The following is a 13,045-nucleotide window of genomic DNA, read 5'->3' as shown; positions in this document are numbered from 1 at the left end:
ACACCGGCCCTGTCAGGTCGTTGCGGTGGAACGAAAATGCCCGCCATGAAAGGCGGGCATTCGAAAAGCAACTTGAATGGGTTTTCGCCCCCGTGCCCTCCTTCAAAACGGAAGGCACGGGGGCGACAGCCGGAAGCGGCTCAGATGCGAAGGTGCCACATGGAATCGGCTTCCGCGTCGCGCCAGGCGGGGCGGCGGGAAATCGGATCCTGCAAGGTGCGGGAGACCTTGCGGCCCGCGGTGAAGACGAAGCTCTCGACCGCGATCTCCACCACTTCGAGACCCATGTAGTAGGTCTGGTGGAGGGTCGCGACGGACTCCGCTCCGAAGGCGCCGGCCAAGTGCTCGCGCAGCAGGGCGGCTTCTTTCCTTCCGACGAACAGGAACGACGGGGTCTCGCCGAACCTGCACTTCGAACGGATCAACTCCGAGACGGCCCGGGCATCCCAGGTGTCTCGCATTTGCAGTTCAGGAACGACCGAAGTCGTGTCGGGAACCATGTTCTCGTTTTGTGTGTTCATGGGTGTGTGGGTGAGTGATCACCTGTCAGGCGGAGCAAACTACGTGCCCGCCCCGATTTTTTATCAATTCCGGCCGGATAGTCGGGAATGACGATCTTTCAACAAATTCGTCGAAAATGATCGCACCCATGCAACTCTGGCAATCCGTCAGCTCCCGTGCTCCGCGAGCAACGAGGCAAGATCGAGGTGTCGGGTGAACATGGCGATCTGGCCGGCCTCATCTCTCGGCCACTGGGATTCGGGACGGTCGCAGTAGAGTTCGACGCCATTCTGATCGGGATCCCGGAGGTAGAGTGCCTCGCTCACCCCGTGATCCGCGGCGCCGTCGAGCGGGATCCCCGCCCGCTGAACGCGGCGCAAGGCATCGGCCAGGCTCGGGCGATCGGGATAGAGGATGGCGGTATGGAAGAGTCCGGTGTGGCCGGGGGGCGGCGGAGTGCCGCCGAGACTTTCCCAAGTGTTGACCCCGAGATGATGATGGTAGCCCCCGGCAGAAAGGAAGGCCGCGGAGTCGCCGAAGCGCTGGGTCAGTTGGAGGCCGAGGATGTCTCGGTAAAACCCGAGGCTTCGCTCGAGGTCGGCGACTTTCAGATGCACATGTCCGATGCGGACGCGGGGATCAATCGACGTTGCTTGCATGCCGCGACGATAGCAGCGCCGCCCCGGGTTTCCCCATGCCAAGTTCTTGGCGTGGGCATGCCCTCACAGCATGGCCCCGCGTCCCCGTCACGCGAAGCGCGTGCAGTAGACCGGCGGCAAATGGGCGGTGATGAGTTGCCAGCTGTCACCCTGGTCTTCACTGACCCAGAGGGAACCGGTCGTCGATCCCATCACCAGCAGGTCGCCGCTTTGATCAATGTCGAGACCATGGCGGTAGACGAGATCGTAGCAGGGAACGGCCGGCAGTCCGGTGGTGAGGGTTTCGAAGCTTCGCCCACCGTCCCTCGTGCGGTTGACCACCATCCGGCCATCGACCGGATAGCGGAACTCGTCCTTCTTCGCGGGGACGAACCAAGCGGTGTCGGGGTCCTGCGGGTGGACCGCGACCGCGAAGCCGAAACCCGACGGCTCCACGCCCGCCACTTCCTGCCAACTCGCGGCGCCGTCGTTGGATCGATAAATCGTGCAATGATGCTGCACCCAGAGACGATCGGGATCGGCGGCGCACATGACCATGCGGTGGGGATCCTGCCAATCGGGGTCGGCTCCGCCCTGGTCGGCGGGGACGAAGTCATAGGCCATGCCGTGGGCGCTCTGGGCCCAGGTTTCCCCGCCGTCCTCGGTGCGCCAGACCCCGCCGCAGGAAATGCCGACGCTGACTTTCCGCGAGTCCCGGGGATCGACGCAAATCGAATGGATCCCGGGGAAATCATACCCGCCGCCCGCCCACTTCGACCGTTCGGGCCGGTCCCAGAGGCTGCGCACCAACTCCCAGCTTTCGCCGTCGTCGGTCGAGCGGAAGAGTCCGCCGGGGATCGTGCCGCACCACAGCACGCCGGCTTGATCGGCCCCTCCGGCTTCCAGTGCCCAGACCTTTTCCAAGGACCACGGAACCGCGACATTGCGGTTGGGCTCCATGATGTCGGGAACATCGTCGGGCTTGGGTGGGTAGGCGACGCCGGCTTTCTCCTCCCAGGTCGAGCCGCCGTCGGTGCTGCGATGCATCTTGGTGCCGAAATGGCCGTGCTCGACCGCGGCGTGCAGCATTCCCGTCCGACGGTCGTGGAGCAACATGGGCACTTGGATGCCCAAAAAGGATTCGCGGATCATCGACCAGCCGCTTGCGTCGCGTTCGAAGGCGAAGAGGCCCTTGCGGGTGCCGACATGGATCAGGTTTTTCATGGGCGGGGATCAGGGGAAGTGAGCGGGGTTTATCCGCCGGACAAGGCTTGCATCACGAAAACATCCCCGTCCGCGGGAAGAGGATCCGACAAGTTGAGCCGGTCCCGGACCGACTCGCCGTTCACGAAAATCGAAATGTGTTTCCGCACCGCCCCGGTGTCTTCGAGCACATAGCTTTTCAGGCGGGGGTTGAGCTTCACCACTTCCTCCAGGGCTTCGCGCACCGTCGAACCCGTGACCTCGGAACGCACGACATCGACGTGGGTCTGGAGGTGCTGGGAGAAGGCGATCGACGGCATGGTGTCGAATCTGGCCACGCACCCGTGGGGCGTCAACGAGGGAAACGGTGGGACGGGCCAGCGACCGGATCCGCGGCGATCCCTGCTCAGCGGGGCAGCGCCGGCCGGTGGCTTGGCGGGTGCCCGCGGTAGTCCTTCGCGCCCTGATTCACCCGGACGCGACAAGCCCGGTAGACGAGATAGGACAAGGTGAACGCGGTGGTAACGAACAGCATCCAGTGGCCCTTTTGCTCCTGGCGGATCATCTGCCAGTTCCAATCCTCGGCCAGCAGATCACCAGCGGCCTGGTGCCTCCAAACCGAATGGTGGAATCCACCGGTCGTGCCGCCCTCCGCGCAAACGTAGGCATGGCCCGAGATCCGGGATTTCCAGCTCAGCTGGGCAATGCCCCAGCCGCCGGAAATTCCGAGGACGAGGGCGACCACGGCGATGACGAAGGTTTTCACGACAGATCGGTCGGTAACGATGACCCGTGCTCCGCGAAAACGCTTCGCGGGAACCGGACAAGCTCCACCCGTTGCCGCGCCTGTCAAACGACCGTGTGCTCCATCCCGGGAACCGGAACCAGCCCGCGATCGTGGCGCTTGAGCGCGCGGATGATGCTCGGTGCGGCGAACACCAGCAGCCGCACCCGGTCGGAGCCGTCGCGCGACCACTGGATTTCGAGGTCGCTCCGGCAGCCGTTGAGGCGCACAAAGAAGCGGATGCGCTCACAGCCGCGCTGGCCCCGCCGGGAAATCCGCTTGGCCAGCAGGCGCGCCTGCCGCTCGCCGAACCCTGCCTCCGTGCGATCGGAGATCCGCTGGAGGATTGGTTGAAGATTCTTGCAGCGGGTGCGGATCTCGAGGCCCCGCCGGGGCGACATCACCATCTCCATCTCATCGAGGATCTCCTCCGAGTCGCCATCGAGGTCGCGGTTATAGCGCTTCTCCAACCACCGGGCGAGGATCCACCCGGAGGCAAGCCCGCCGCCAAGGATGGCGAGCAGGATGATTTGAGCATCTGACATTTTGTCGGCAGTCCGTTCATCTTTGGGGGGAGTCACGGGGCAGGGGGAGCTAAGGGTTCTGACCCGTTAGGGGCGCCGGTCGTTCAATGTCAGCGGGAAATTGTCGGAGTCGCCCGGAAATGACCGCGCCCCCGGGTTGAAGGGGGGCGCGGACGATTCGACCGGAGGGCAACGGGATGGCCGCGCCCATGTGCTCATGACGAGCGGAAACTATAACACCCTTGATGAGAAAAGGGTGAGTCGGAAAAACAGGAAAATGAAAAAAGTAACTCCCGAGTTACTCAATGATCATGGCTTCTCAAATATCAGGAGATGTTGCCAGGGGAGGGGGCGGAGATTTTTGACGAAGCGGAACCCGGCCGATTCGAATTCGAGGCGGGCCTGGGCTTCGGTCATCTTGTGCAGGGGCTTGATCGGCACCCGCGGATCCTCGGCGCGGTATTCGAGGAGGAAGATCCGGCCCCCCGGCTTGAGGGCGTGGCGGAGGGACGCGAGCATCTCCCGCGGATGGGAGAACTCGTGGTAGGCATCGACCATCAAGACGGCATCGAGGGTTGCCGGCGGCACCCGGATGTCATCGATGGCCCCGAGATGCGGCTGGACGTTGCGGATCTCACGTTCCGAGGCCCGTTCGCGGAGGAAATCGAGCATCTCGGGCTGGATGTCGACGGCGATCACTTTGCCCGCGGGAACCTTGGGGGCGAGGCGGAAACTGTAGTAGCCCGATCCCGCGCCGATGTCGGCGATCACCGCGTCCGGCGCGAGTTCGATGGCGGCAATCGCTTTCGACGGGGCCTCCTCATCCTCCCGGTTCCCGCGCTCGAGCCAGCCCAGTCCCGCGTGGCCCATGACCTGGGCGATCTCCCGGCCGTGGAAAAACTTGCCGGTGCCGTCCGGAGTGGCCGGGCCCGTGGTGTATTCGACGACCGGCGGTTCCGGAGCTTCGGCGGCCTGGGCCTCCTCTGCCGGATCATCCTGCGGCGGCGCTGCGGGCCGGAACCACATCCAGGTGGCGATCGCGATGCCGAGGGCAACGACAAGGGGAACGGCGGTGCGGCTCATTTCCGGGAGATCTTGGCGCGGCAGCCCCGAAGTGCCATCCCCGAATCCCCGGAAACCACAGGGCCCGGCGCGCATTTTTCCAACCGGTCTTGCCTCCCGCGGCGGGTGTTCCTAGCGTCCGCGCCCCGCATGTCCGTCAAGATCCGCTTCACCTCCGCCGCCGCCACCAAACTCGTCCTCGCCAAAGTGGGCCATCCCCAGCGCGATGAACCGCTGCAAACCTCCAAGCAGGTGTTCGTGGTGGACGAGGCTGACCGCTCCACCCTCACCGGGATTTTCCTCAAGCCCTTCCGCAACCTCGCCGGCTACCGCTTCAACCACCACTCGTCGCTGGACCAGCACGAGATGAACTCCTGCGCGAAAGCGATATTCGAATCGCCGGACGGCCTCCTGGAAAAGGGCTGCGACATCGCCAAACGCCTCTATTCCAAGTCCAACCACCCGAACATCAAGTCCGGCGACCTTTGCATCTCCCTGGTCGAGGACGTGGAGGTGAACGGCGAGCCGACCCAGGCGATTTGCATCCTGAAATCGGAGAGCGTGGTGCCCTTCCTGAGCATTTCCACCAAGGACGGCGATCTCGAGCTCCACACCGAGCAGGGGATCAACCCGGAGAAGATCGACAAGGGCTGCCTGATCCTCAACCACCATCCGCACAAGGGCTTCCACGTCCTGACCTTCGACCGGTCGGGATCCGATTCGCGCTTCTGGGTCCGGGATTTCCTCGGGGTGGTCTCGGTGACCGACAGTCCCTTCCTGACCAACAAATACGCCGACATGGCGGTGGCCTTCGTCAAGGAGGAGGAGAAGGCCAAGAAGCAGGCGGCCGAGGAGACGGCGGACGACGGCACCCCGCCGTGGGAAACGGCCACCGCCGCCCGCGACGCGCTTGCTTACTTCGAGGAGAAGGAGCAGTTCAGCCTGCAGGAGTTCGAGGAACAGGTCCTACGGACCCCCGAGGCCGTCGAGAAGTTCAAGGAGCACCGCGCCAAGGTCGAGGAGGAGCAGGGACAGCGTTTCGAGGATTCGTTCGAGATCTCGAAAAAGGACGTGAGCAAGGCCAAGAAGCGGATCAGCACGGTGGTCAAGCTCGACACCGGCATCGAGATCCACGTCAAGCCGGGGGCCGTGGATCAGCCCGAGGATGTGCTCGAGCGCGGCTTCGACACGTCAAAGGGGATGAAGTTCATCAAGGTCTACTTCAACCGGGACGTGACCTGAGGCCACGTCCCGGCCGGGTCGGGCAAGCTCAGCGCTTGCCCTTCTCGACATCCTTCTTCCAGCCCTCGGAAAGTTCCTCGAGGGTGCTGCCGGTCCACTCCTTCCAGAGCTTCTCCTCGTAGCGGCCTTCGCGGGCGGCGGCATTGAGCTTCTTGAAGAGATCCTTGTCCTTCTCGGTGCACACCCAGTCGAGGAAGTTGGCCGACACGCGGTAGCTGGCATCGTAGCGGGCCTGGTTCACGTTGCGGACGTGGGCGCCCTGGCTTTCGGGCTCGAAGAGGAACCAGCGGATGTAGTCGCAGATGCCTTCGGTGATCCAACCCGGGGTCGGCTTGGGATTGCGGTTGGTCTGGCGGGCGCGCCAGTAGTTCTGTACCACGTGGCCCATTTCGTGGACCACGCAACCCTTGGCCTCGCGCTGGAGCTGGCCGGGGAACCACGGGGCGCTCATCGAGATCTTGTTGCCGGCGGCGTAGGCCGGGGTGCCGCCCATGTCGTCGCGGAATTCAAAAATCACCACATCCGGCGCGCGGTAGCCGTCGCTCGGCAGCATCTCAACGAGTTTCGGATACCACTCCTCGATCGTCGGCAGCAGTTCCTTCTCGCACCATTCGGTGAGGGCGGGCGCCTTGGAGCTGTCGATGATGTAGCGGTACTTGCCGTCGGCCGACTTGTAGTTCTTGACGATCTTTTCAGGCGGCTTGATCCGCTCGATCTCCGGTCCGCGGGCGTCGATGACGTCGATCTCGCTGAAGAAGGTGTTGCCGTGCGCGTCGTCCGGGGAGGTGCGCTGGATGTCGAACAGCAGGTGCTGGTAGTTGCCGAGCGCCCGGCCGCCGCGATTGGCGATCTCGACGCCGTGCTGGCCTTCGCCCTTGCCCGACTTCGGCCGGGTGTCGACTTCGGCGATCAGTTCCCAGCCGCAGGAGCGCGGGTCGGTGCCGCGGGTCGGCGAGGCATTGAAGTCCTTGGCTTTGCCGTTGGCGCCGTAGACGCTGTAAACCTGCGGGCCGCGGCCGCCACCGTGCCAGGAATAGGTGCCGATGCTCTTCACCGCCGTGAGCGATCCGAGATCCAGGCCGAGGCGACCGCCGTCGGTGTTCATCGCGAAGAAGAAGTTCGACTGCGGCTGGTCGGCGCTGTTCGGGACCTTGCCGTCGTTCAGCGCGGAGAGGTCGGCGCTGTTGCGGTCGCGGTCGCCGTCAATGATGGAAAAGGTTCCCTTGGCCGCGGCGTCGTTGAGCGCCGGGGGATCGACCTTGTCGAACTTGAAGCCGGCATCGGTCGCGTTGAAGCCCGGCGTCACCGACGGGGCGGCGAGGAGGGGACCGGCGGCGAGGAGGGTGGAGCAGACGAGGGAGCCGTTACGAAAGGTCGGGATCATGCTTGTTACGCGCCTAAGCGGCGGGGCGTTTAGTCTTCGTTCATCATCCATCGTCATTTTTTGCCGCCGGCGCCGCGGGAAAGGCTGGCCAGGGCTGGCCGGGCAGCCGAGTTTCCCGGCGACATGGCCACGCTGACCGAGGGAATCGCCGATCTGGAGACCACGCGCGGGACGATGCGCGTCCACACCTTCACTCCGAACGGGGGAGGGAAATACCCGGCGGTAATTTTTTACTCCGAGATCTTTCAAGTGACCGGGCCGATCCGCCGGATGGCCGCGGCGATCGCCGGCGAAGGCTATCTCGTCGTGGTGCCCGAGGTTTACCACGAGTTCGAACCCTTGGGGACCGTGCTAGCCTACGACCAGGCCGGGTCGGATCGCGGCAACGAGCTGAAATACGCCAAGGAGCTCGCGTCCTACGACGAGGACGTGGACGTGGTGGTGAAGTGGCTGCAGGCGCATGATTCCTGCACCGGCAAGATTGCATCTCACGGCGTCTGCCTCGGCGGGCATCTGGCGCTGCGGGCTGGGTTCCACGAGGGGGTGTCGGCGGTGTCGGCGTTCTATCCGACCGACGTCCATTCCGCGTCGCTCGGCGCCGGCAAGTCGGACGACACCCTGAAGCGGCTGCCCGGCATGGAGGCCGAACTGCTGTTCGTGTGGGGCCGACAGGACCCCCACATTCCGGACGAAGGCCGCTCGCTGATCCGATCCACCGTCGAAAAAGGCGGACGGTCCTTCGAGTGGCACGAGTTCAATGCCGCCCACGCCTTCCTCCGCGACGAGGGCCCCCGCTACAACCCGGCCTTGGCCCGTGCCTGCATGGCGCTGCTGTTCAGGTTCCTAGCCGAGCACGTCGGTTGAGCGAAGAGCGAGCGGACCGGCGTCGCGGGAGATCCGCCGCACCTGGAGGGAACCCGTGGAACCTTGGCGTGCGGAAGCCCTATTTGCTCGTCCGTCAACCTCGCTAGCTCGGGAAGGTTGACATTCTCGGGTCGAGAGTGTTCAAGTGAACTTATGACCGCCGTTCACCCCTCACCCCCGCGCTGCGTCCCGCTCGCCGAATGCCGGATCGGCGACTGGGAGGATTCCCGCTTTGTCACCGAGTGGTTCCGGCGCGAGGGCATCCAGCGCTTCCAACCGCTCGATCTCGGCGAACGGGGCCGCAGTCCCTTTGACGAATTGCGCTTCGATCACTCCCGGCCGGTCTGGGAGTTCCAGCGCTGCCATTCACCCCGTGCCGACGACCTTGGCTCGCATGCGGTCTGGCGGCGGATTTCATAGCCTGGTGGCCTTGCGTCTCGATAGGACCCAATCTCAGATCGAGGGTTTTAGAAAAAGTTCCTCAACGCTGGGGGCGATCATCGCGAGAGATCCATCGCCAGCTTCGAGGTCGAGGTAAACGACGGGTGGGTCTTCGGGTTTCTCACGGTAGTCGAGAAGGTTGAACACGTGACCATCGGTGTACAACACGATCAACTTGGAGAGGTCGCCAAATCGGCGCTCAAGTTCGGGCTGAAGTTCGGGGTTGTCTTCGAAGTCGCCTCTTCGATCCAGCCATTGATCGAGAGCTTGGATCGTCGAATCCCAAAGTTCCTCGGAGAAATTTGTTAGAATAGAGAAGACTTCGGACGGAGAGATGTCCTCATTGAAGTATTCATTTCTTACTGTGCCGCCGTTTTGCAGCATCAAATGTTCAGCGAGCCAATTCGGAAGCCGGCATCCGGTCTTTGTCTCAAACTCGCTGAGAAGGGTGGTTTCGACCTGAGGGGCCGAGTTGATTGGGTGATTCGGCGGGTAGCCGGAAAGCGTCTCGTTCGGAAGGTAGCACAATGGTATCTGAATGTGTTGGTGTGGAAATTGCCATTGGTGGGCGCTTGAGCTCATTTTTCATTCTTCGTCAAAGATCGGGGTGCTTGGATCTAATGCAGCATTAGCATCGAATCTACCTCGGCCGATGAATCTAAGGCCGATTACGGTGTTGGATTCTGGATCTATGGTTACAGCGGCGGTATCTCCACCATCGAGTTTAACGCCAACGTGTTCGATCGGACCGTCGATCATGTCGGGATGAGGATCCGATGCGCCTGGAACATAGACTACTTGCCCATAATCCCTGAAAATGAAGAATGAGCGAAGCATTACACGATCGCCAAGCTGCACAAAATCGCCGCTTTTGTAAGTGTAGTTAGTCATCAGTAATGGCAGCGATAGCTTGTGCGGGGCCAAATACGATCGTAGAGTATACCGCAGTGGCGAACATGCTCGTCAAAAATCGAACCTTTGCGGTGTTTGCTCCGAGTGCTGCATTTAGCGAGCGAGGAATAGGGAGAAGGTTCCAATACCCGTTTCCCAGCCTTTGCAAGCCGCGGTTCTCCAATAGGTTTTCAAATATTTGATTTGGGCCGCCGGCTCTAAACCAAGATTGCTGGATGAAAACATGATGTTGGTCCCAAGCTATGTTTGGGAACAATCGCTTTAGCATCCGTCCCAGCCAGGTGGATCCTACGCGAGGATAGGATTTATTCGTATTGAAAAGCCATCGACTGATGTTCACGACAAGGCGGCGTCCTCCTGTGCGCCATAATCCAGTGGCGGTAATTCTTTGCAGGGATCCGATTGCTCGAAGAGCGGGGCGGAGCATTGCCCGTATAACAGGACCAAAGACGCGGCTTATCAAGCCCCCGACGGGGGCGGTTACTCCGCCGACAATAAAATCCGTTCCAATGTCTGACCAGAAGGATTTTGGGTCTTGTGTACCAGAAGCAATCCGGAACCCGAGACCAAATGCCGCATTGATCGAGCCTGAAACTGCGAATGTAGTCGCTACTTCCTTGATCGTGACGTGACCACTCGGATCAATCCCATTCGCTGGATTCGCATGAGTATACAGGTATTTGTGCAGCGTCAGGGGCTCACCGTTCCGGCCCTCGTAAGCATCGGAGTTATGGAAGCGGCCCAGGTTGGGAACAAGGTAGCGGGCCCGGAGGAAGTACATTCCCAGGTCGGTGTCCCACTGCTCGCCTGTAAAGAGGTAGCGGTTCTCTGTGAGGAGGGGGAAGTTGGTCAGGTCCTGAAGGACGAGGCCGCCGGTGGCGGGGTCGAGTAGTTGGTGGGCAATGAGGCAGCCGTAGGCGTCGTAGGTGTAGGCCTCGGTGACAACTCCGTCGTCGTTGCTGAGGGCGCGGACGCTGCCGAGGCCGTCGTAGTGATACCAACGCCGTTCGGGGATGGAGCGGAGGATCGGGACACCGTTGCTGCGGTCGTTCCAGGAATCGAAGGCAATCAGGTCGTGCCCGTAGAGATGGCGGGCGACGAGGTTGCCGGAACCGTCGCTTTCTTCGACCACCTGGGCGTAGCCGGTGTGGTTCTGGCGGTCGACGAGGTAGTGGTGGATGCTTTCGTTGAGGCCGCCTTGCTGGACCCACTTGGCGACGCGGTCGCCGTCACTGTTGTAGAGGAGGTCGATGATCTTGCCGTCGGAGCGGGTGCGGCGGATCAAGCGGTTGTCGAAGGAATAGACGTCGTTGGCGGAAGCCGGACCGGTGGGGTTGTCGGTTCCCACCTCGGATTGGGTATTGTTGCCGTTGGCGTCGTAGCTGTGGTGGTCAAGCTGGTCGTTGACGTTGAAGGTGTGGGCTTGGGAGGGTAGAAGTGCGTTGAGGCTGCCGCTGCTGCTGCGCGTCAGGCGGTTGCCGACCTTGTCGTAGGTGTAAATTACCTGGCCCGTGGGCAAGAGGGTGCTGCCGGCGATGCTCTCGCCGGTCAGGCGGTAGAGATGGTCGTAAGTGTGGCTGATGGTGCGTCCGCCCAGCTCGCTGATGGTGGTGCGATGTCTTGCGGCATTCAGGGTGTAGCCGTAAGCTTGGAGCGGTATCGTGAGCCAACCCGTTCCAGCCCGACCGACAGTGAGGTCGGTGAGGCGGTTGAGAGTATCGTAGGTGTAGCCGTGGGTGACCTGGTTGATGTAGCTGGTGCCGGCGAGATTGCCGGCGGCACCGTAGCCGTAGGCGGCGAGGGAGTAGGAGGCCGGATCAACGCCTTCCTGACCCTGGTGAACCGTGACTAGGCGAGGTGGGAAGATGCCTGTCCCGAATGGCACTAAATTTGGCTGCTCCGCCGTGCTGAAAGCTGTTAGGAAACCCTGCCCGGCCGGGTTCCTGAGGTGTGAGAAACAAGACACCGTACCTGACAGGGTTTTCCGCCCGCTTGCGTGGCAGCGCCAAGGCTTCGGCACAAGCCCGCACCCGCTCCGAATGCCGGAAGATCGCGACCAACTCCATCGCCGACACCGCCCGCATGTTCGCGCCCGTCCTCGACGCCCGCTTCATGCATGAACTCGACACTTCCCCTCGCCGGCAAGCTTTCGACCAGACCACCACCTTCTGGGCGTGGGCCGGCCAGATCCTCGGCGGCAACACCTCCTGCTCGCAAGCCGTCGGCCAGGTCCAAGCCTGGTGCGCCGAAGCCGGCAAGCCGGTGCCCGCCAGCAACACCGCCGCCTACTGCACCGCCCGCGGCCGCCTGCGCGGCGACTTCCTCGCCGCGGTGCAGCGCAAGCTCGGCAATGCCATGGAAGTCCGCCAGCGCGACAACGACCGTTGGCATGGCATGACGCTCAAGGCCATGGACGGCAGCAGTGCCCGGCTCATGGACACCCCGGCCAACCAGAAAGCCTATCCGCAACCTTCCGGGCAGAAGCCCGGCTGCGGCTTTCCCGTCATGGGTTTTGTCGGCGTGGTCAATCTCTCCAGCGGGGCCTGGCTCGGTGCCGCCGACGGCAAATGGAGCGAACACGACAGCAGCCTTGCCGGCGAAGTGCTTCATCACTTTGGAAAAGGCGACCTCGCCCTGGCCGACCGCGCCTTCAACTCCTACGAGCTGGGCTGCCTGCTGCTGGCCCGAGGGACCGACAGCCTCATGCGCCTCCATCAGGCCCGTCACCGCAACCTCCAAGCCGACTGGCAGCGCGGCGAAAAGCTCGGTCCATCCGAGCGCCTCGTGATTTGGAAGAAGCCCGCGCAAGCCCCTGCCGGAAGCCGCCTTTCCCCGGAGCAATGGGACGCCCTGCCAGCCACCTTGAAAGTGCGCTACCTCCGTTTCCGCTACGAGACCCGCGAGGGCAAGAAGAGCGAGATGGTGCTCGTCACCACCCTGACCGACGGGGCGGAGATCGACTGGACCGAGCTTGCCGAACTCTACGCCACGCGCTGGGAACCGGAACGAAGTGGAGATGGTCCGGAGGACAAATCGAGCTCAAGCTGCGCGATCTGAAGACCACGCTCGGCATGGAGCGCTTCGAGGTCAAAAGCCCCGCGATGGCGCGCAAGACCCTGCGCCTGATGATGATCGCCCACAACCTCGTGCGCTCGATGATGCAGCGCGCGGCGATCGCGTCGGACCACCCGCTGCGTGCGCTGAGCTTCAAAGGGACGCTCGACCTGTTGGTGGCGTGGCGCGCCCGGCACCGCGGCCGCCATCACCACGGGCGGATGGCGGCCAGGATGGATGCCGAACTGCTCGATCTCATCGCCACCAAGAAGGTGGTGGAAAGGCCCTTCCGGCGCGAACCGCGGGCAGTGAAAAGAAGGCCGAAATCCTATCCCTATCTCACCGCGCCCAGGCGCCAATACGTCGAAATCCCGCACCGCTCACGCTACCGGAAGCCCGCCCAAATTTAGTGCCATTCATGCTTGTCCCTTTGTGT

At 62.8% G+C, this 13,045-nt stretch carries 16 protein-coding genes; 5 read left to right on the top strand and 11 right to left on the bottom strand.

The window, feature by feature from the left end; translation table 11 throughout:
- Window positions 1–140 precede the first annotated feature (140 nt).
- The 7 genes from IG178_RS18540 to IG178_RS18510 form a co-directional block, all read right to left on the bottom strand.
- Window positions 141–521 (bottom strand): hypothetical protein, encoded by a 381-nt coding sequence (locus IG178_RS18540; protein WP_193214067.1) that lies wholly within the window; start codon window positions 519–521, stop codon window positions 141–143.
- Between the two features lie 147 nt (window positions 522–668).
- A complete protein-coding gene (locus IG178_RS18535; protein ID WP_193214066.1) occupies window positions 669–1,160 on the bottom strand; it encodes a VOC family protein in 492 nt (163 codons plus the stop codon).
- 87 nt (window positions 1,161–1,247) lie between these two features.
- Window positions 1,248–2,363 (bottom strand): WD40/YVTN/BNR-like repeat-containing protein, encoded by a 1,116-nt coding sequence (locus tag IG178_RS18530; RefSeq protein WP_193214065.1) that lies wholly within the window; start codon window positions 2,361–2,363, stop codon window positions 1,248–1,250.
- Between the two features lie 29 nt (window positions 2,364–2,392).
- Window positions 2,393–2,662 carry a MoaD/ThiS family protein gene (locus IG178_RS18525; protein ID WP_193214064.1) on the bottom strand — a complete coding sequence of 90 codons (270 nt, stop codon included), beginning with the start codon at window positions 2,660–2,662 and terminating at the stop codon, window positions 2,393–2,395.
- An 86-nt stretch (window positions 2,663–2,748) separates the two neighbouring features.
- Window positions 2,749–3,108 (bottom strand): hypothetical protein, encoded by a 360-nt coding sequence (locus tag IG178_RS18520; RefSeq protein WP_193214063.1) that lies wholly within the window; start codon window positions 3,106–3,108, stop codon window positions 2,749–2,751.
- Window positions 3,109–3,191: 83 nt separating this feature from the next.
- On the bottom strand, window positions 3,192–3,671 hold the full coding sequence (locus tag IG178_RS18515; protein WP_193214062.1) for a hypothetical protein: 480 nt from the start codon (window positions 3,669–3,671) through the stop codon (window positions 3,192–3,194).
- A 288-nt stretch (window positions 3,672–3,959) separates the two neighbouring features.
- Window positions 3,960–4,733, bottom strand: coding sequence for a class I SAM-dependent methyltransferase (locus tag IG178_RS18510; protein ID WP_193214061.1), 774 nt, complete (start codon window positions 4,731–4,733; stop codon window positions 3,960–3,962).
- 129 nt (window positions 4,734–4,862) lie between these two features.
- Between IG178_RS18510 and IG178_RS18505 the strand changes: the two genes are divergently transcribed.
- Window positions 4,863–5,954: a nucleoid-associated protein gene (locus tag IG178_RS18505; RefSeq protein ID WP_193214060.1), complete on the top strand. Its 1,092-nt coding sequence runs from the start codon at window positions 4,863–4,865 to the stop codon at window positions 5,952–5,954.
- A 28-nt stretch (window positions 5,955–5,982) separates the two neighbouring features.
- Here the strand turns inward: IG178_RS18505 and IG178_RS18500 are convergent, their stop codons facing one another.
- Window positions 5,983–7,338: a basic secretory protein-like protein gene (locus IG178_RS18500; RefSeq protein WP_193214059.1), complete on the bottom strand. Its 1,356-nt coding sequence runs from the start codon at window positions 7,336–7,338 to the stop codon at window positions 5,983–5,985.
- 123 nt (window positions 7,339–7,461) lie between these two features.
- Between IG178_RS18500 and IG178_RS18495 the strand changes: the two genes are divergently transcribed.
- Together IG178_RS18495 and IG178_RS18490 are read left to right on the top strand one after the other, a co-directional pair.
- The gene (locus IG178_RS18495; RefSeq protein ID WP_193214058.1) at window positions 7,462–8,202 is read left to right on the top strand and encodes a dienelactone hydrolase family protein; all 741 of its coding nucleotides are present in this window, start codon (window positions 7,462–7,464) and stop codon (window positions 8,200–8,202) included.
- 153 nt (window positions 8,203–8,355) lie between these two features.
- Entirely contained in the window at window positions 8,356–8,622 is a 267-nt protein-coding gene (locus IG178_RS18490) for a hypothetical protein (RefSeq protein WP_193214057.1), read from the top strand.
- Between the two features lie 33 nt (window positions 8,623–8,655).
- Here the strand turns inward: IG178_RS18490 and IG178_RS18485 are convergent, their stop codons facing one another.
- From IG178_RS18485 to IG178_RS18475, 3 genes are read right to left on the bottom strand one after another with little or no spacing between them, the layout of a single operon-like run.
- A complete protein-coding gene (locus tag IG178_RS18485; RefSeq protein WP_193214056.1) occupies window positions 8,656–9,225 on the bottom strand; it encodes an SMI1/KNR4 family protein in 570 nt (189 codons plus the stop codon).
- Window positions 9,226–9,228: 3 nt separating this feature from the next.
- On the bottom strand, window positions 9,229–9,534 hold the full coding sequence (locus tag IG178_RS18480; RefSeq protein WP_193214055.1) for a hypothetical protein: 306 nt from the start codon (window positions 9,532–9,534) through the stop codon (window positions 9,229–9,231).
- Window positions 9,527–11,521, bottom strand: a complete 1,995-nt coding sequence (locus IG178_RS18475; RefSeq protein ID WP_193214054.1) for an RHS repeat-associated core domain-containing protein — start codon at window positions 11,519–11,521, stop codon at window positions 9,527–9,529. Before IG178_RS18475 ends, IG178_RS18480 begins: the two co-directional genes overlap by 8 nt.
- Between IG178_RS18475 and IG178_RS18470 the strand changes: the two genes are divergently transcribed.
- Entirely contained in the window at window positions 11,506–12,612 is a 1,107-nt protein-coding gene (locus IG178_RS18470) for an IS4 family transposase (protein WP_193214053.1), read from the top strand. The genes IG178_RS18475 and IG178_RS18470 overlap by 16 nt on opposite strands.
- Window positions 12,613–12,626: 14 nt before the next feature.
- Window positions 12,627–13,019 (top strand): hypothetical protein, encoded by a 393-nt coding sequence (locus tag IG178_RS18465; RefSeq protein ID WP_193214052.1) that lies wholly within the window; start codon window positions 12,627–12,629, stop codon window positions 13,017–13,019.
- The last annotated feature ends 26 nt before the right edge of the window (window positions 13,020–13,045 follow it).

The organism is Neoluteolibacter marinus (genome assembly GCF_014904755.1).
In the GTDB taxonomy this organism is placed as follows: Bacteria; Verrucomicrobiota; Verrucomicrobiia; order Verrucomicrobiales; family Akkermansiaceae; genus Haloferula; species Haloferula marina.
This window is presented reverse-complemented; position numbering and strand designations above follow the sequence as displayed.